General features: G+C 63.7%; 20 protein-coding genes and 1 pseudogene. 11 read left to right on the plus strand and 10 right to left on the minus strand.

The genetic code is table 11. From position 1 onward, the window contains the following. On the minus strand, positions 1-265 hold a 265-nt coding region (locus RJ1_RS33005), incomplete at its 3' end, for a cupin domain-containing protein (RefSeq protein WP_439958219.1). 189 nt (positions 266-454) lie between these two features. On the opposite strand from RJ1_RS33005, the gene RJ1_RS33010 reads away from it, so the two are divergent. Further along, positions 455-1,342, plus strand: a complete 888-nt coding sequence (locus tag RJ1_RS33010) for a LysR family transcriptional regulator (protein WP_073366681.1) — start codon at positions 455-457, stop codon at positions 1,340-1,342. 39 nt (positions 1,343-1,381) lie between these two features. On the opposite strand, the gene RJ1_RS48115 is transcribed toward RJ1_RS33010, so the two are convergent. From RJ1_RS48115 to RJ1_RS33025, 3 genes are all read right to left on the minus strand, one after another. Beyond that, a complete protein-coding gene (locus RJ1_RS48115) occupies positions 1,382-1,786 on the minus strand; it encodes a hypothetical protein (RefSeq protein ID WP_240320058.1) in 405 nt (134 codons plus the stop codon). A gap of 434 nt (positions 1,787-2,220) precedes the next feature. Then, positions 2,221-3,075, minus strand: coding sequence for an alpha/beta fold hydrolase (locus RJ1_RS33020; protein ID WP_083400786.1), 855 nt, complete (start codon positions 3,073-3,075; stop codon positions 2,221-2,223). Between the two features lie 296 nt (positions 3,076-3,371). Further along, positions 3,372-4,592: a pentapeptide repeat-containing protein gene (locus RJ1_RS33025; protein ID WP_162850404.1), complete on the minus strand. Its 1,221-nt coding sequence runs from the start codon at positions 4,590-4,592 to the stop codon at positions 3,372-3,374. A gap of 10 nt (positions 4,593-4,602) precedes the next feature. On the opposite strand from RJ1_RS33025, the gene RJ1_RS46930 reads away from it, so the two are divergent. Both RJ1_RS46930 and RJ1_RS33035 read left to right on the plus strand, forming a co-directional pair. Beyond that, positions 4,603-4,842 carry a hypothetical protein gene (locus RJ1_RS46930; RefSeq protein ID WP_073366683.1) on the plus strand — a complete coding sequence of 80 codons (240 nt, stop codon included), beginning with the start codon at positions 4,603-4,605 and terminating at the stop codon, positions 4,840-4,842. Between the two features lie 396 nt (positions 4,843-5,238). After that, on the plus strand, positions 5,239-5,973 hold the full coding sequence (locus tag RJ1_RS33035; protein WP_083400784.1) for an FAD-dependent oxidoreductase: 735 nt from the start codon (positions 5,239-5,241) through the stop codon (positions 5,971-5,973). Between the two features lie 660 nt (positions 5,974-6,633). On the opposite strand, the gene RJ1_RS46275 is transcribed toward RJ1_RS33035, so the two are convergent. After that, on the minus strand, positions 6,634-6,816 hold the full coding sequence (locus tag RJ1_RS46275) for a hypothetical protein (RefSeq protein ID WP_073366685.1): 183 nt from the start codon (positions 6,814-6,816) through the stop codon (positions 6,634-6,636). 203 nt (positions 6,817-7,019) lie between these two features. Here RJ1_RS46275 and RJ1_RS46280 point away from each other — a divergent pair. Continuing rightward, positions 7,020-7,179: pseudogene (locus RJ1_RS46280) on the plus strand (acyl-CoA dehydrogenase family protein); the annotation flags it as partial. Positions 7,180-7,705: 526 nt separating this feature from the next. Further along, a complete protein-coding gene (locus RJ1_RS33045) occupies positions 7,706-9,124 on the plus strand; it encodes an MFS transporter (protein ID WP_240320057.1) in 1,419 nt (472 codons plus the stop codon). Between the two features lie 24 nt (positions 9,125-9,148). On the opposite strand, the gene RJ1_RS33050 is transcribed toward RJ1_RS33045, so the two are convergent. After that, entirely contained in the window at positions 9,149-10,108 is a 960-nt protein-coding gene (locus RJ1_RS33050) for a LysR family transcriptional regulator (protein WP_073366686.1), read from the minus strand. A 323-nt stretch (positions 10,109-10,431) separates the two neighbouring features. Between RJ1_RS33050 and RJ1_RS33055 the strand changes: the two genes are divergently transcribed. Continuing rightward, positions 10,432-11,634 carry a CaiB/BaiF CoA transferase family protein gene (locus tag RJ1_RS33055; protein ID WP_240320056.1) on the plus strand — a complete coding sequence of 401 codons (1,203 nt, stop codon included), beginning with the start codon at positions 10,432-10,434 and terminating at the stop codon, positions 11,632-11,634. A gap of 58 nt (positions 11,635-11,692) precedes the next feature. Continuing rightward, positions 11,693-12,838, plus strand: a complete 1,146-nt coding sequence (locus tag RJ1_RS33060) for an acyl-CoA dehydrogenase family protein (protein ID WP_073366687.1) — start codon at positions 11,693-11,695, stop codon at positions 12,836-12,838. A 316-nt stretch (positions 12,839-13,154) separates the two neighbouring features. Here the strand turns inward: RJ1_RS33060 and RJ1_RS33065 are convergent, their stop codons facing one another. Beyond that, positions 13,155-13,478, minus strand: coding sequence for a hypothetical protein (locus tag RJ1_RS33065; protein ID WP_143049016.1), 324 nt, complete (start codon positions 13,476-13,478; stop codon positions 13,155-13,157). 146 nt (positions 13,479-13,624) lie between these two features. Here RJ1_RS33065 and RJ1_RS33070 point away from each other — a divergent pair, with 146 nt between their 5' ends. Beyond that, positions 13,625-13,936, plus strand: coding sequence for an ArsR/SmtB family transcription factor (locus tag RJ1_RS33070; RefSeq protein ID WP_073366689.1), 312 nt, complete (start codon positions 13,625-13,627; stop codon positions 13,934-13,936). A gap of 147 nt (positions 13,937-14,083) precedes the next feature. On the opposite strand, the gene RJ1_RS48120 is transcribed toward RJ1_RS33070, so the two are convergent. Then, positions 14,084-14,500, minus strand: coding sequence for an SRPBCC domain-containing protein (locus tag RJ1_RS48120; RefSeq protein WP_240320055.1), 417 nt, complete (start codon positions 14,498-14,500; stop codon positions 14,084-14,086). Positions 14,501-14,616: 116 nt separating this feature from the next. On the opposite strand from RJ1_RS48120, the gene RJ1_RS33080 reads away from it, so the two are divergent. The 3 genes from RJ1_RS33080 (at position 14,617) to RJ1_RS33095 (ending at position 16,365) form a co-directional block, all read left to right on the plus strand. Beyond that, on the plus strand, positions 14,617-14,934 hold the full coding sequence (locus tag RJ1_RS33080) for a hypothetical protein (protein ID WP_143049015.1): 318 nt from the start codon (positions 14,617-14,619) through the stop codon (positions 14,932-14,934). Further along, a complete protein-coding gene (locus RJ1_RS33085) occupies positions 14,934-15,956 on the plus strand; it encodes a glutamate ABC transporter substrate-binding protein (RefSeq protein ID WP_073366691.1) in 1,023 nt (340 codons plus the stop codon). Before RJ1_RS33080 ends, RJ1_RS33085 begins: the two co-directional genes overlap by 1 nt. Positions 15,957-16,155: 199 nt before the next feature. After that, positions 16,156-16,365, plus strand: coding sequence for a WhiB family transcriptional regulator (locus RJ1_RS33095; protein WP_083400782.1), 210 nt, complete (start codon positions 16,156-16,158; stop codon positions 16,363-16,365). 527 nt (positions 16,366-16,892) lie between these two features. Here RJ1_RS33095 and RJ1_RS33105 read toward each other — a convergent pair. Together RJ1_RS33105 and RJ1_RS33110 are read right to left on the minus strand one after the other, a co-directional pair. Beyond that, positions 16,893-17,792: a hypothetical protein gene (locus RJ1_RS33105; protein WP_143049014.1), complete on the minus strand. Its 900-nt coding sequence runs from the start codon at positions 17,790-17,792 to the stop codon at positions 16,893-16,895. Beyond that, positions 17,789-17,968: a hypothetical protein gene (locus RJ1_RS33110; protein ID WP_073366695.1), complete on the minus strand. Its 180-nt coding sequence runs from the start codon at positions 17,966-17,968 to the stop codon at positions 17,789-17,791. The genes RJ1_RS33105 and RJ1_RS33110 overlap by 4 nt, the downstream gene beginning before the upstream one ends. Positions 17,969-18,071: the final 103 nt, after the last annotated feature.

The following is an 18,071-nucleotide window of genomic DNA, read 5'->3' on the forward strand; positions in this document are numbered from 1 at the left end:
CCTCTTCGTAGTAGAAGCCGCCGTCGATGATGTACGCCTGGACGTTGCCGATGTGCCAGTGCGGAGGTGCCACGCTGCCGGCGTCGACCTGCAGGATGAGGGTGAACGATCCGGTGACGAGGTTGCAGTAGAGGAGCTTGAAACGGGTGCCGGGCATGAGCCAATCGGTCCACGGGATCTGCTCGGGATCGATGAATTCCTTCCGTGCTCCCTTTGCGGTGATGCCGGGATTGGTCATCCAGTAGTCGGGGCCTGCAATGCGCATGATCGCATCCAATCTTCGTTGGGGGAGAATGCCCGGAATTGTGATGTGGCTGCCGTGGTCCGGGTGGCCTCGGGAGTGGTTTAGAATCTCCTCGGTGATGAATGTGATGTCCATTACATTTGATTTCAGTTCGTTAACTTGCTGGTTATCGCGGCAGGTCAGAGGTGCGGGAAAAGGCGCGGTGGCCAGGTGGACGATCTAAATCTGAGGCTCGTCGCATACTTCGTCTCGGTAATCGAAGAAGGGCATTTCGGCCGCGCGTCGGAGAAACTCTTCATCAGCACGCCTGCATTGAGTCAGCAGATCAAGAGGCTTGAAAAGCAGTTGGGCGTCGAATTGATCGACAGATCGGCGCATCCGCTGCAGCCGACGGCGGCCGGGCGCCGGTTCCTGCCCGAGGCCCGGGCGGTCCTGGCCGCCGCACGACGCGCGGTGGAGGTGGCGACGTCGGAGATCCCACCAGTTCGACTGGGGTTCATGGCGGCTTCCCTTGTCGGGCCGACCCGTCGTTTTCTGGAACTAGTGCGAGAGCGCCTGCCCAGGCTCGAGGTGGCCTTGGTCGAGCTTCAATGGGCAGATTTGGCAAGCGCGGTCCGATCGGGGGAGGTCGACGCATCGATCCTCCGTCCACCGGTGTCGGACCGGTCTGGACTCCGACTCGACGTGCTGTGTGACGAGGCGCGTGTTGCGGTGCTCCCGGTTGGGCATGCGCTCGCGGGCCGCGACCACGTCCATCTGGGCGATCTCGACGACGAACCGCATGTCCGGTCGGACGACGCCGACCCCGAATGGGTCAGATGGTGGGCATGCGACCCGCGGCCGAGTGGTCGGCCGGTAGCTTACGGCCCGTCGGTGCGCACCATGGACGAGATGCTCGAGGTTGTGGCGAGTGGAGCGGCGATTGTGATCACCAGCAAATTCGTGGATGACACGCGACGGCATGAGGGCGTCGTCTTCGTGCCGGTCAGGGATGCGCCGCGGTCAGCGGTGTGCCTCTGTACGCGGCGGGACGACCTGAGTGCGGGCACACGCGCCCTGATCGACGGTGCCACGGAGTTCAGAGACGACAGGCTATAGGGGCGAGTGACGCGATCGCGGTGTGGATGCGCAAGCAAGTCAGACGGTCCCATGGTCGCATCCGCGATGACGAGACACCTGATCCGGGACCGTCTGACAACGTGAGGAGCTGTTGGTCAGCTCAGGCCGGAAAACTGCTAGCGTCGGAGCCGCTGAGGTCTGGTAGCTGCCGATTTCGGAGCCGCCGTCGACGACCAAGCTAGTGCCGGTCACGTAATTGGTGTCGTCGGATGCCAGGAACACTGCCGGAATGTGGTCGAGTCGGAGAATCGCGACGGTGACATATTTGATTCCCGCGCCGGCGCAAGCCAATTCGCCGTCACCGCCGCAACCTACTGCGCCAGCGACGCAGGGAGCAGATCCATCAAACGCGGGTGAACCCGCCGAAACGATGATCCGGGAAGCCGCCTTCAGCATCGTCTGCACCACCACCCCGGAAATCAAGTCCCGCATCCTCACCGCAGGCCATCCCTAGCGGAGCCGCCATCCCGGGAGGCAGGATCACGCGCCCATCACCCGGGCCGGATCAGACATACACTGCCGTCGCGGCAAACTACTCACCACACCGTCGATCCCCCGCAGATGTCCCGGCACGACCCCCGAACAGCGGCAAGATCCACTCGCACAGATCCGCCAGGCCTGTGCCAAGCCCGGCCAGAGCGACACGATCTTCGATTTATGCACTAGGACGTGCACCCACAGGCGGGAGTCCACGACGCGGGCGCCCGAGCCCTCACAACGATCGTCTGCAACACGCCCAGCGTGATGCACCGTGCATCACCGGCACCCCGGATCGTGGGTGCGAGTAATCCGGATGGTGACCCCTCTGCAGGGTCTCGCACGGTCAATGCCCACCACGAGCGAATCAGCGATACAGCTCAGGTGTCTTGCAGGAACGCTCGAAGTCGCTCGAGCACCAACTCGGGTCGCTGATCGACAATCCAGTGACCGACACCGTCGACCGTCTCGAGCTGAAAACCACGCGCTCGCTCGCCATACCCGCGCAGCAGCGTCGGAGTGATCACCGGGTCCCCCACCCCGTGCAGGAACCGGATCGGAACATCAACGGAGGTATTCGCGAATTCACCGGCACGGATCAATTCTCGCGTCAGGAATGTGCGATACCAGCGCGAGCCGGCGACCGCATGACCGGGCTCACGCATGCGACGCACATAGAGCCCGAAGTCGTCGTCGTCGAGGTAGAACCCGGCGCCGACCCAACGGCCGGTCATCCTGATGAAGCGGCCCTTCGGGTCGCTGAGAAGACGCGGCCCGATCACCGGAAGAGAAATCGGGATCTGATACCAGAACCGCCACAAATGTCGGACTGCCGTCAGATCGAACGTCAGCCACGGTCCGACGGTGTTCAGTCCGAAGAAGCCGGACACCTTCTTCGGATGGCGCAGCATCAGATTCCCCGCGATCGGACCACCCCAATCGTGCGCCACGACCCGCACCGAGGCGACGCCGAGCCGGTCGAGCACGACCGCCAGATCATCGGCCATATCGGTCTTGGAGTAGCGGTCATCGGGCGCTGAGCTCCACCCAGCCCCGCGCAGATCCGGGCACAGCACGCGGTAGCCATCGGCCGCGAGCGGTCCGATCAACTCGTGCCATGCCCACCAGTTCTGCGGGAAACCGTGAACAAGCATGACCGGCGACCCGTCGGCCAGCCCGGCATCGGCGACGTGAATCGTCACACCGCAGCCCACGTCGACGAACCGGTGCTCCACCCGGCGAGCACCGGTAATGAAGGTGAGTTCATAGCTACTCGCTCTCTCCTCACACGACGAGGCCTCCCCGCGAAAACCCAACACGCTGCGCGGTCTGGTCCCGAGCCGCCGATGATCCCTGGTATGGAGATTGTGACCGCTCAATCGGGCTCCACCAGCAAGCGCTCGCGGTTGTACACCTTGCACCGCGGCACCGACGTGGCCAGCGCGGCCGTTGGTCGTTTGCCCAGTCGTGCTCGCCGCGTCGTGTAGGTGGAGCATTGAGCCAGATTCCTGTGTCCCCACCATGAGAGCCCTCAGCAGCCGTCGTATTTCCACGTGTCGTCTCTATCGTCGTATGTCCATGAACCCGAGCCCGGGCCAGGTGCATCGTTCGACGACGAGGTGAACCGGACTGTGGCTTTCGGCCCGTCCACACTTTCGATCACGTATGGCGACTCAAGGGGTTCCAGGTTGGCGATGTTGATCGCCACGTCGTTAAGCCACTTCACCCGATCCACTTGACATCTATCCGAGAGAGCGACAGTTGCATCGGGGGCGGTGGGATCAATGTGATCGAGGAGGTCTCGCAGATCCTTGTCTAACGTCTTTCGAACAGGACAGTCGCGGTCTCGCGATTCCGGTGGGGCGAAGCCGAACGGCCACACAGTGGTTTCGTCATAACAGATATCGACGAGCGTCGTGCCGGTGAGATTCGCGTCGCCCAGGACAACGTTCCTCAGCCTGTTACGGTCATACGCTGTGTTACCTAGAATTGCGCCGTTCAATCGGGCGCCGGTGAGGTCCGCGCCGGATAAGTTCGCACCCCGCAAGTCGGCATCCCACAGGGTTGCTCCCCTCAAATCCACGCACTGATCCTTCTTCGGGGCTGCCGGGTCGGGGTTTGGCTCAGGGTTTTCTATGCAGTTGAGTCGAGCCTTTTGGGCATGCAGGTTGGTTAGCTTCGTTTCGTGCATGTTGGCACCGCGGAGATCCGCTCCCGCAACTGTGGCCGACCACAGGTCGGCACCTTCGAGATTCGCGAAGCGCAGATTGGAGCCCGTGAGATCCGCGAGCAGCAATCTTGTGTCGATCTCCCGATCGACGACCTTCTCATCGACGTCCTTCTGATCGTTCTCGGTCTTACAGCTACGGGTACCCGGCAGCCAGCTGTCGTCGCCACTCAGTGGGCAATCTAGTGCTGCTTCTTCCAGGTTCGCACCAATAATCGAGGCGCCATTTAACTTTGAGTTGCTGAGAGTGATCTTTTGCAGTTGGGCACCATCGAGATTGGCCCGTGTGAGGTCCGCGTTGGTGAGGTCGGCCGAGCTCAGAACGATGTGGCTAAGGTCCGAGTCACGCAGGATCACCCCCGGAAGTTCGATGCCCGATAGGTTCATCCCCCGCATCTCGCGGTAGGACCGGTCGATGACGCCCTCCTGCGTGCTGACCTGGTCACGAAAAGCGCGTACTAGCTCGTCGCGACTACTCGTCAGCTCACGCTGGGCCTCGAAAGACGATTGGAACAGAAAGACCAACAATCCCACTATGACCGCAAATACGCCATCTTTGAACCACCAGGCCGGCTGGGGGCCCGATTGCTTCGGTACCCATGTCGACGGCTTCCGCCAGGAGATCTTCGGCGGAATTGCGGGAGGCATCACTGATTCCCCATCAGCGTTCGACGGTGGTTCCGTCACAGAATCCATGATTCCCCACGACGTCACCGCCGATGTGCTGAAGATGAAGAAGACCGGTCTGTTTAATCGTCCCTCTTCGAACCCCTAAAGTCACTGATCATTAGGTGCTCGAAACACCTGTCGGGCGTCTGCGCTTCGGCAGACAATTGCCGGGGACGAAAACCGTCGCGTCCGGGGAACTGTGTTCATGTCCCGGCGGACACGGGCGAATCGCGTCGGACCGCGATGGTTCGATTCCGGTCAGCCCGGAGCATGAGTAGCTTCGTTTGACGCCCCCCACGGATCGGGAATCTCATCCGCACCGACGACCTCGCCTCGCGGCAGCGCCGTGGACGTGGATGCAGCAGACCGGGACGCGAGGGCGAGGTCAGTTCGCGGGTGTGTTCGCTCATCCGACAGCCGCGAACTGACGTGCCGCTGCGAGGACCTGCGGCCGGACGTCGTTGAGGTCGCCTTCGCATAGCAGCAGCAACGCCGTGGCTGGTTGCCGAGGATCGGGCTTCAACGCCTTGAACCATCCAACTGGCAGGTCCACCACCTCGAAGGGCATCTACAGGTCATCCACGCCGGCGAGACACGCCGGTCCTACTTTTTGGGTGTCTCAGGAGCACTTCGTCGGTACTTTACCGACGCCCATTCGGCAGCCGGGATCCGGCTGGGCTTCAACGAAGCCGTCGCCGCGCTCGACGGCGACGGTTCCCGGGTACGCGCCGCGCTCGGCCGAAGCGGCGAACGCTACCCGGCCGACCGGGTTGTGATCGGGATAGGCGTCGAACCGAACTCCGAACTGGCCACGGCAGCGGACCTGGCCACCACCAACGGTATCGATGTCGACTCCTATCTACGCACCTCGGATCCGCACGTCTGGGCCATCGGCGATTGCGCGTCCTTCCCGTGCCGGTACGCCGGAACGGCCAGTCGGCGCGAATCCGTTCAAAACGCGGTCGATCAGGCCCGGACGCTTGCCCGCACGCTCACCGGAACTCCCACCGAGTATCGCGAGGCCCCCTGGTTCTGGAGCCACCAAGGCTCACTCAAACTGCAGATCGCCGGCATCGCGGATCAACCCGACTACTCGATCACGCACAGCGACCCGACGGCCAAAAAGTTCTCAATCTTCCGCTTCCGAGATGACAGATTGACCTGCGTCGAGTCGCTCAACAGTCCAGCTGTACACCTGGCCGCCCGACGAGTCCTGGCATCAAACTCCCGGCCATAACCCTCGGACGTCACCGCCACCGGATTCGACTTGAAGGACTTCACGAGCAGCAAGCGGAATCAGGTGTGATTGGAAGCTTCTCTTACGCTGATTCCCGACGCGTCAGTTCGTGGAGCTACCAAGGCCCGCATCATTGCTCGCCTGATCCAGCTCCCCCGTTGGCGAACAGCCACCGCTCGAACAGATCCGGCCGTACCTCTCCGCTCTTCCGCCCCCATCGCGCCAACAATGTGCAGTACCGCTCGTAGGTTTTATCGGTGACCGGCTTCCGATCCTCAAACGGACCCGGCCAGTGGCCCCGATTCCACTGCCGCTCTAGCCCATCTCCAGCTGGGTCGCATCCCCGCGATACCGGCGGGGTCAGCCGATACCATTAGCGTCGAGGAATGTCCTCCCTCGTCCCTACCGACTACGCCGCCAACGCTCGAGAGCATCAAGCGGCTCGTGCATGAGGCGCGCTACATCGCCCAGCGCAGGGTGAACTCCGAACTGCTCAGGCTCTGATCCAAAAATGGGGTGAGGTGCGTGCGGTCGGGACACGCGTTGTGATGCCCGCGTGAGGTGGTCTAATGAGGTTCGGATCGGGGGTTCGGATCAGGCTGCCGGGGTGAGGGTGACGGTGCAGCCGAGCGCTTCGAGTTGCCGAATGTGATTGTGTTTCTAGGTATCCGGTCGGATGTGGCGGGTGTAATGATCGGAACCGAGGTCGTGGAAGGTGGCCTGTTCGTCGGAGAGCAGGTGCCAGGCGACGACCAGGATGGAGCGATCGACGGCGAGTTTCTTTCCCCGTTTCGCCAGCCGGCGGTAGCGGGCACCGAGGAAGGTGTCGGTCCTGCGGGTCATCACGGCGGCCTCACCAAAGGCTGCGGCCAGGTAGCGGTTGCCGTGCCCGGAGGAACCGTTGCCCTTGGTCTTTCCGGGGTCGGCCCGGTGGTCGCCGGGACCATGCCCTCCCGGTCTGCTACGGAAAGCTACGGGCAGCTAACCCGACCACGGACCGATGACACGATGATAAGTTGGGAATTACGTGACCGCTGACAGCACACGGCCTGGTGCTGCCTTACATCCTGAGGTACGGCACCGAGGAGCAGAAGCAGGTGGCTGCCCCTCGAATTCATCGGCGGCGACATGATGACCGCCATCGCGATGACCGAGCCAGGCATCGGCTCGGACCTCGCCGGCATCAAGACCACCGCCCAGTCCTCGTCCGGCCGCAGCAGCAATCGTGCAGCGGCATAGTTCACCCGCCCACGCCATCCGCACACCCGGCCAACCCCGTGGTGATGAGGATCCTCGACTCGAGGAGCGCCGAACAGAGACCGCGTATGCCGCCGAGAGCGCGCCGTACGGTCGCCGACCTCAGCGAAGTGCCGCCGGTGGTCTCCGTGGCCACCATGTCCGAACCTGCGCGCTGTCCTCGACGCCGTGACCATCCCGTGGCCGAGTCAGTGTTCGGATGAGGCTCGGTTGAGTACGCGTCTTGCCGCAGGTGTGCGACTACACAGCCACTGGCAGTCGTCGTTTCAAACGTCGTCCCACCACGGCCCACTGGCGGCATCCGGTAAACGATCCGAATCGAACCGCCCACCAATGCACCGCTACAGCAACCGGACGGCAGGCCCCAAAGACAGCTCTGAGCCCCTGACATAGGCAGAACCGTATGGTCCGACAGCTTATTGCCGGTTGATGCATTGCCTGTATTTCGTTGGGATGAAGCCAACGCTTTTATGGTGTGGATCACATTCGCGCCATCAGCGACCTGTACCGCAGCACAGACATCCGGAGGATCTTCATGGTGATGGCCGAAACCCATTCGAGCGAGGCAGGCCAACGGCCGTCGCACCGCCCGGTCAACCGGGGTGCGTGGGGTGTTGTCGTTCTTCTGTTCCTGTTCTTCACCCTAAATTTTGCCGACAAGGCTGCGATCGGGCTGGGTAGTCATCAGATTCGCGAGGATTTGGGTCTGACAGCAAGCCAGTACGGACTTCTGAGCAGCGCATTCTTCTGGCTGTTCGCGATCGGAGCGGTCGTACTCACCGCCGCACTCCGCAAGATCTCGTACACCTGGGGTGCCGGCCTGCTGATGATCAGCTGGGTAGTCACCATGCTTCCGCTGACCGTTCAGACGTCGTTCAGCGTCCTCCTCGCGTGCCGTATCGCGTTGGGCTTCTTCGAAGGTCCGGCACACGCTCTGTGCCAGTCGATCGTCGCGGATCGTTTTTCGCCGGAGAAGCGTGCAACGGCCGGTGCAGTCGTCAATGCTGGGTCTTCGGTGGGCCCTTTGATTGCGGCACCTGTTCTGACCTGGGTGATCCTGTCGTGGTCGTGGCACGCTGCCTTCGCGGTCCTTGCAGCTCTGGGCACGCTGTGGGTGATCGCCTGGTTCTGGTACACGGAAAAGCTGCCGTTCAAGCGTTCGCACGAACCCACGGTCGACGGTGACTCGAAGGTAGAAGACCCCAACGGCAACATCGTGGTTCCGTTCCGTCGTCTGCTGACGCTGCAGGCTTTCTGGGGCTTGGTCCTTCTGTCCTTTGCCGGCTACCTGGTTTCCTCGCTAAAGGTTGCCTGGCTGCCCGCTTACATGAACGAGGGGCTCGGATATTCGGCCGGCTCGGTGGGCACCCTGGTGACGCTCCCGTACTTTGCGGCGGTTGTGGTGCTGCTCTCGGCAGCTCTGCTGTCGGGTCGTCTGTTGCGTAAGGGCCACTCGTCGAACGTCGCTCGTGGGTATGTCACCGGCGGATACCTACTGGCAGGCGGTGTCTCGATGATCATGTTCACTCAGCTTCAGCCCGGACCGCTGCAGTTGGTCCTCGTGATTGCCGCGTTCGCGGTCAACAGCGTCGCGACCTCCGTAGCCTTTGCCGGAGCCTCCGACTTCTTGCCAGCTCGTCAGCGGGTCGCGTTCTTCGGTTGCATCATCGCCGCATACAGTGTGGCCGGAATCGTAGCGCCCTACGGGCTCGGACGGATCGTCGATCATGCACCTACTGCAGCCCAAGGCTACTCGACCGGCTTCATGTTCGTCGGAATCATCGTCTGCATATTCGGAGTTGTCGGCGGTCTGATGCTCAACCCTGAGAAGGCCAAGGCCAGGCTCGTGCAGTTGACCGCAGAATACGCGGCAGAAGAGGCTCGGCCGGCGTAAGAACCAGATGAAATCTGCAGGCTCTTACGGCAGGTTGTCTGCGAGCATCGACGCTTCCAATAGTGACAATCCGGACCGCTGATTTTCTGCGATGGCCTTTCGCCACCGGACCAGAGCAGCGTGCGACTGGATCACAAAACTCTGAGCCGCCGGATTCAATGCACCCGGCCGGTGCACGATTCCGAACGGAGTACGTATTTCCGGATCGGTTTCGACGACAACCGCCCCAAGCCTGTGCGCTACCGTCGCCATCCGCAGCGGCAAAAGCGCACTGGCAGCGCCGTTGAGGACCAGTGTCAGCTGCGCATGGCGATTCGGAACTTGAGCACGGATGAGCGGAACCACCGACTCGCGCCTCAATACCGAGGCAACGATGTCGTTCTCGCTCAGAGCAACACTGCTGACCGCCAAAGGCACACCGCCCAGTGCTGCCAGTTCGAACGGAGCCGACCTGTCGACAGAAGTGTTGGGAGGCATCACCAGTAGCAGCCGCTGCAACCCCAACTCGGTGCACTCGAGATTCTCGGTCGGGATCGGGAATGCCGTGAATCCGAGCTCGCAGTGTCCCGCCAAGACTTCGTCGCACACTTCCCTGGCATCGCCGAACTCCGACAAGTCGATGCGGATATCCGGGTACAACGCAGTGAACGACACACTCCACGCAGCGACGGCCTCGCTGGACACTTCTGGCATGGTCCCGATCGTTATGGAACCGACCTGCAGTTCGCGGGCACCGCGCATGATGTCCTGCACGGAAACCAGGTCCGCGAGCACTTTCCGCGCCGGCTCCACCAAAAGCTGACCGGCAGGATTGAGCACAAGATTTCGGCCGGTCCTGTGGAACAAGCTCAGCTTGAACTCCCGTTCCAGCGCCCGGACGCCCTGCGACAACGACGCCTGCGCGACATGTAACTGCGCAGCCGCCCGATTGACTCCACCATGATCGATAACAGCGAGAAAGTACTCAAGTTGTCGGATGTCCATGCGGCCTATCATCCCATCACGCTGCCCTCACGCCACATACGGCTATGTCAGACCTGGCACGGGTACGGCCGGAGTTCGAGCCGCACCTCGACAGCCCGATAGCCGACGCGGCGCAATCGATCACGGTCGCCCAGCGGCGCGGCCCGACCGGGGCCTCCGAGAGAGTCAAGCGCCTCACCAGGGCATATAGGCGAAAGCGTATGGTCCGACAGCGAATTGCCGGTTGATGCCTCGACGATAGTTCGCTGTGATGTAGCTAACGCGCTCACGGCATCGATCGAGCGTGACCTGACCAAAATGAAAGCCCGAGTGGAGGTTTCCCGGTGAACAAGCCCATTGAGAACAAGCCGTTGGACGGTGTTCGGGTGATCGACTTCGGTCAGTTCGTCGCTGGTCCCGCCGCAACGCAGGTGCTCGCCGATATGGGCGCAGAGGTCATCAAGGTCGAACCGGTGAGCGGGGAGTCCTGCCGCATCATCGGGCAGTACGGCGAGGCCATCATCCGTACATACAACCGTGGGAAGAAGGACATCGCGCTCGACCTCAAGGATCCGCGTGGTTTGAAGATCGCCCGCGAATTGATCGCGAGTGCGGACATAGTCGTGCAGAACCTGCGGCCGGGTGTGATGGACGGCCTCGGCCTCGGTTCGGAAGCGGTGCGGGCTGCTCATCCCGAAATCGTCTACGCGACGGTCAGTGGTTTCGGACTGCACGGCCCGTCGAAGGAACGGCCCGGCTTCGATATCGCGGCGCAGGCCGAGAGCGGGATCATGTGGGTCACCGGTGAGGCTGACGGCGAACCGCAGCGCGTCGGGTTCCCGGTAGTGGATTCGGCTGCCGCACACGTGTTTGCCCAGGCAATCCTCGGTGCCTACATCCGCCGGTTGCGGTTCGGTGTGGGTGACGAGGTGGAGGTGTCGTTGCTGGAGGTAGCGGTGCATCTGCAGGGACCCAACTGGGGTAAGTACCTGATGACCGGGATCGAACCGATGCGCAAGGGAAATGGTCAGCCGAGTGTTGCCCCGGCCGCCGAGGTCATGTCAACCCGTGACGGTGAGATAGTTCTATCTGCCTATTCGCCTGCACATTTCGCTGCACTGTGCCGATTCGTCGAGCGTCGTGACCTGCTCGAGGACCCGCGATTTGTGGACAATCCGTCACGGGTTGCGAACCGCGCGGCGTTGCTCGCGGAGCTTCGTCCGGCGTTTGCCCAGATCACCAGTGACGACGCCATGGATCAGCTCGGCGTGCACGGTGTGGTGGCGGGGCGGATCAGCAGTTACGGCGAGGTGCGCAAGAATCCGGATGTGGAGGCATCGGGGCTCTTCATCGATGTCGAAGCTGCGGACGGGGTTCACTACACCTCGCTCAAGTCGCCATGGAGCCTGCGCAGCGTGTCCGACCAGGGTGGCCTCGGTGCACCGGACCTGGGGCAGCATACGGCCGAATTGTTGGGGCAGCTCGGTTACAGCGAGCGCGAGATCGCAGACTTGGAAGTCGACTCCGTGGTGCGCACCCAGCGCTGAGATCGGCATTCGATCGTCGAATTACCTTCACTCAGAACACTCCTACAGAAGGATAGACATGATCGATCCGCACATTCGTACCCTCGATTTCGAGGCGTACCGCCAGGTGATCCGAAACTTCACCGACAACGAACTCATTCCGCGTGAGAACGAAATGGTCGCCGCCGGTGAAGTTCCCGCAGATCTGGTCAAGCGAATGGCCGAGGTCGGCTTGTTCGCGATCACTCTGCCCACCAGTGTCGGCGGTTTGGGCTGGACGATCGAGCAGCAGGTGCTGCTGACCTTCGAATTCACCCGATCGTCCGCTGTATACCGCTCACGCTTCTCCACCAGTATCGGTCTGGCATCGCAGATCCTGCTCGAGTACGGCACCGACGCCCAACGTGAGAAGTATCTACCCGCGATGGCTGCCGGGGACTGCGTCATGGCATTCGCGCTCACCGAGGTGCAGGCAGGCAGCGACGCATCTGCCGTGCTCACCACCGCAATGCGCGTCGGCGACGAGTACGTCATCGACGGTGAGAAGCGCTACATCACCAACGCGGCGTGGGCCGATGTGCTACTGGTGTTCGCTCGCACCGAAGACGGCGAGATCTCGTCGTTCCTGGTCGACCGGGACACTCCCGGTGTCGAGACCCGCTTGCCGGAACTGATGAACGGTCACGCCGAAGGACCGGTGGCAGAGATCAGTCTGCGCGGTGTTCGCGTGAGCAGCGACCGGCTGATCGGCGGAGTGACGGGCAAGGGCATGAAGCACGCGATGCGCGGAATCAACCAGGCCCGCACGCACGTAGCCGCCACCGCAGTCGGGCAGGCGACCCGCATGCTCACCGAGGCAATGCAGTACGCCGAGAAGCGGGAACAGTTCGGGCAGCCGCTGGCCGAGTTCGGTGCTGTGCAGTCCATGCTCGGACGCAGCTACGCGGAACTCGAGGCCGGCCGCGCGATGATCCTCGACTGCGCCCGCGAATTCGATCTCGGCGCCCCGCCCCGACACCGCATCTCCGCGGCAAAGCTGTACTGCACCGAGATGGCATCGGAAGTCGGAGATCGTGCGGTTCAGGTGCTCGGCGGCGTCGGCATCGTCGGCGATCACGCCGTGCCGCGCATGTGGCGCGACGTCCGTGCCCTGCGCATCTACGAGGGCGCCTCGCAGATTCACGAGCGCAACCTCGCGCGGGCACTCCCGTCCATACTCGCCTGAAAAGCTACCAACGCAACACTTTTCCGTATCGACCTATCGGTCTGCTGACCGCGCACCCCGCCGGTCGGCAGACCGACAGGTTAACCTCGATTTCGCGTGCCGCTGAGTCTTGTTTCGGGTGCGGGTTTGATAGTGGCTGCGGTGGTCGACGATGGGCAACGTGCCCCCGCCCACGAGACCGATGTGGTGACACAGCACCTGCACATCACCACCTAGTTGCAACGACAGTCCCGCCCAAGCCGAGGCGAACCCGGTGAGAGTGATCCGGTCGCAAACGAGACCGCACGTGTGGACCCTCAGATAGATCACCTGGAGATCACAACGCCGCAGCGCGCATCGGGTCCACTGTTTCGGCGGAGACCGGGTAGTTGGCTAGCATGTGGCTACGGAACCTGGCCCAGTCGCTGTCGTCAGCGACGGACCATCCCAAGGCGAACAGGGAGTCGACTTCCTCGTAGCAGGACCGGCACACGATCGAACCCATCGAGCCTTTGCCCGACGCGTCTAAGCACGGGGTCAGGTAATACGCGATCCCGCAGGACGCCACGACGTGCGCTGATTGGTCCTGGTAGAGCTCCGTGATGCGCTGTCGTGGTGAGTTGCCGAATCGGTCATGCGAGCCTCCTGATGAATCTGCCATGGCTGGAATAGTTCTCAGCGTCCGTGACACCCGGGTCCCTGTTGCACATCAGTCGTCTCCCCGGATTGTCGAACTCGGGCCGGTGGTGAAGGCCGGCGTTAGCATCCGGCATGCACCGACAGAGCTGACTTCAAGGAGACCCGAGGATGCCCACGCGAACAGTGGCCGTGCCGATAGCCGGACAGGATCTCGATCAGTGGGCCCGGCGATTCGATCTACTGGCGGATCCGAATCGGCTGCGGATCCTGCACCATCTGCACCACGAACCGGATCTGTGCGTATCCGACCTCGCAGATGCCGTGGGGATGCGGCCGACCGCGCTGTCGCAGGCGTTACGTCTGCTGCGTGAGCAGGGATGGGTGGCCGCGACACGTCATGGCCGGCTCGTGCGATACCGATTGATCGACGCCACGGTCCACGCGCTGCTGCACACCGTCGGCGCCGACCATCAGCACTGATCTGCTACCCAGCGCTGCGGCCCACTCAGCCGAATGGGCCACTCCACTGCAGGTTTGAACCCGGACGGCGTCGTCGCATCGCGACCGATGAGCCGGGAAGTGCCAGTCGGGTGGTGTGTCGATCGTCGTCCTCGGTACGTAGCACCACTACCGGGGTTCGGGTGACGTGTCCGGTCGATCCGGGGGGTCGAACGCGTTCGACCCCCGTGTGAAGTACCCGGTGGCGACGAAGTGCCGCACCACGAGTGCCAGTCGCACAAACAGATCGCCGGCAGGGTCGCACACCGGGACATCGAAGCTGAATTGCCCCTCGGTCTCGTGCCGGTCCGACGTCACCGGTGCAGCCCACGCCTGCGGGTGAAGACGCTCGGTGTCGTCGAGGTAGATGAGGACCATCCGGAACCCGTCACCAGGCCGCGGATCCCACCGCTCGACCCGCCCGCGCATGCCGTCCGGCGACAACCACGCCTCGAGGGCCTCCCTGCCGAGGAGGGCACGGTAGACAGTCGCCGGTGGCGCCGCGATCACCCGGCTGGCCCGGTCGGTCCGGTCGGTCCTGCCCATCGCCCGATTCTAACTAGTGCCGTGCCGGCCCAATCAGTGCCGACTCGGGACTGTCCGATAATCGGTTGATCTGAACCTGGCCGACACGCCGAGCTCCGATTGGCGGGAACGCGATATTGGGCCCCAGACAGACACCTACTGATGGTCGTCTGGGGCATGCAACGAGGCTCCGACACCACCAGTCGGAGATCGACTACGCGGGGCATGCGCAGGCGCTGTCCGGCATGCTCGCCGCCCAACAGGACGGTCCGCGCGGGCGCGCCGCCGCCCACGACATCGACAGTGCGGTGACCGCCCTCGACGGCTGGCGGGCCGCACACCGGGACATCGAGACCGACATGACGACGCTGGCCATCGGTAGCATGGTTATCGGCGTGTCCCGCGGATTCGCCGTCGGCGGGGGGATCTGGCCGCGACTGAACGAGTACCACTGATGACGCACGTGAGGCTTCCGAGACCGGGGGCGAGACCGCGTGCCCGGCACCTCGTCGGCCTTCTCGCCGTCGCCGTCGTCGCCGGCTGCGCCGCACCAGACCCCCTCACCCCGGCCGTTGCGGGCACCTACACCACACGACCGATGACAAACGGCGCCCAAATCATCCCGCCCACGAACAATCCGCCGCCTGAACCACCACCGCCCGAGTCGTGCGGGGCACTCGCGAGCCTGCGGCCCGGCCCGCAGCCCCCGCCCGGGCAGATGCCGCCCGGTGGGTCACTCGCCGAGATCGCCGCCCGCGGCCGGTTGATCGTCGGGACCGACCAGAACACGAACCTGTTCAGCTTCCGCGACCCGACCACCGACACCCTGCAGGGCCTCGACATCGACATGGCGAGGGAAATCGCCCGGGACATCTTCGGGGATCCGACCAGGATCGAGTTCCGGCTGCTCACCTCCGCCGGCCGGTTCACCGCACTCGAGCACAACGACGTCGACGTCGTCGCCCATGGCTTCTCGATCAACTGCGAACGCGCTCAACGTGTCGGCTTCTCCACCGAGTACGTCCGCGCCTTCCAACGTATTCTGGTCCCGCTGGGTTCCGACATCACCGGACCGGCGGACCTGGCCGGAAAACGGGTCTGCACCTTCATCGACACCACCTCGCTCGGCACCGTCCAGCGGGTCGCGCCGGAGGCCACGATCATCGCCGTCCCCGAATGGGACGACTGCCTCGTCACCATGCAGAAACGGCAGGCCGACGCGACCAGCACCTCCGACTCACTCCTGGCCGGGCTCGCCACCCAGGACCCGAATTTTCAGATCGTGGGGCCACGACTCGAGGGAGAAGAGCACTGGGCAATCGGTGTCAACAAGTACAAGGACGACCTGGTGCGGTTCGTCAACGGCACCCTCGACCGCATCCGCGCGGACGGCACCTGGATGCGCATCTACGACCGGTGGCTGGCCGGACCGCTCGGACCCGTCGCGGGCCCACCCCCCGCAACCTATCGCGATTGAGCGGCAACGAATCTTCGCCCACCGAGACGGGTCACCGCATCCCGTGCCCATCCTTCGGTGTCGAGTGGTGCCGAGCGCACCACCGTCAGAGCCGGTGCCGTTCGGCCGTCGATCAGCATGAGCGCGAGTTCGTTTCGTCCGTGTCGGCACTCGTATCGAAGCCCCTGCGCCGGGGCAGTTGCGAGCAGCGTGTCGCGGGATGAATTCCTCGATCTTCTTCCATCCCGATCGAGAACGCGGGCAAGCGAGGGAACGCCGCATCCGGGTGGCGAAGTTCATCTGCCACCAATGCCCGGTCATCGACGCGTGCCGTGAGCACGCACTGACAGTGGTCGAACCCTACGGGATCTGGCGCGGAATGTCCGAAGCGGACCGCAGCAACTCACCAAACAGCGGAAACCCAAACTAGTTGAGTGATACCAACTCCAGTCAACGGTGCTGGCGGCCACCGCAACGCTGACCTCGGTGGAAAACGTTACACGGAGCAGGTGCCGAGGGCGCCGACTCAACAACCTGATATGTACGCGGGTTAGCACGAAACACATAGTTCCCCAACTACTCGTCGAACCGCCCTCGCCGGGTGTCCTCCCAGAAGGCGACGAGGACGAGGTCCGGAACGCCGGCATCGCCGTGGGTCCTCGTCTCCTGCCTGTAGACATCCCCGGGCTCCAACCTCAGCCGCTGCGCGTGTTCGGCTGATATCTCGTGCCGGGGACGATCGCGAGATGCCGCCTGCTGCGTCATAGGCGGACGCCCCTGTCCCGGCCACGAAATCGGCCGGATATTTCAGATCAGGAACGACGCAACCATGGACAGCCAGCGCACGAAATGCCTCCGATGAGGGTGCGAGTCTCGCCGTTGGACCCTTCTATCGCGCACCCAGGTTCTCCTGCCGGCGACAGCGAACCTGGACTCGATGACTCGGACGCGGCGGATCTATGTCCGGTCGCTCTCGCGATGGATCGCGTCCAGATCCGCGTCCGCGGCCCGGATTCGGGCGTCCGCGGTGCGATCGGCCCGGTCCTTGCGCCGCGCCAGCTGCGCGCCGACGCGGTCACCGACACGCATCGTCTCCTCGACCGCCGTGTTCTCGGCCTCCGTCACCGCCGCGTCGGTCGCGTCCCGGACCGCCGCCGTGTGTCGGGCGGCCTCGTCGAGCCGGTCGGGGAGCTGCTCTGCGGCATCGACCCGGATGCGTTTCGCCCTGTCGCCGAGCACCGCCGCACGGGTCAGCATGTCGGCGTGCCGGCGATTCCGATGACTACGATCGATCAGGTCATGGTCACCGAGGAGCGCGCCGACGACGCCATCGAGTCCGCCGAGCGCCCATTCGTAGGCGAGCCGCACCGGAGCCTGCGCGCCCCACCGCTGCACCACTCGCCGGTCGATCACCGCGAGCGGCAGCCGGACCACGGCGTACTGCACCCGCAGCACCGTTCGGGGCAGCGAGGACAGGTTCACCGCGCCACGTCCACGGTCGTTCTCGGCCTCCGACCGCACCGCCTCGGCGGCATCGTCCAGCATTCGGGCCCTCTGCTGGGCGCGCGCGTCGTCGTCTCGAGCGTCGACGACGTCCCCGGCCGTACGCAGGTCCTCGATACGGCGTTTCTTTTCGGCGTGGTGCACGCGCACACGCGCACGTTCCTCAGCTTCCAGACGGCCCTTCTCTGCTCCTCGCGTCGCCTCCTGCTCGGCCGCATCGTGTTCGCGCTGCCGATCACCCTGCGCCGCTGTTATTTTGGCGTCGGCTTCGTCCGCGGCTGCCCTCTCATCGCCCCGGACGGGGTCGAGAATGCGCTGTCGCGGCTCCCGCCGTGGTCCCTCTCCCGCAGTCAACGGATTTCTCCTGCGCCGGATTCGCGGGCGACACGGTCGCGCGGCGGGGAGGCGCGGTGCAGCCGCCGCGGCCCGCGACGCGAGGCGTCCCGAGCCGTACCGATGCCGATGCCGATGCCGATGCCGATGCCGATGCCGAGATGGTTCGTGATGGTGCGAAGTTTGCTGTGCGTCATGTGTGACGCTCCCGCCTCGGCCGGGAACCGGCCAGGTACTTTCCAGTCGACGACGACGCGACCCGACTGCCCGCGTACGAAGTATCTCCGACACTTCGACACT

It is taken from the genome of Rhodococcus jostii NBRC 16295, assembly GCF_001894825.1.
Classification (GTDB): Bacteria; Actinomycetota; Actinomycetes; order Mycobacteriales; family Mycobacteriaceae; genus Rhodococcus_F; species Rhodococcus_F jostii.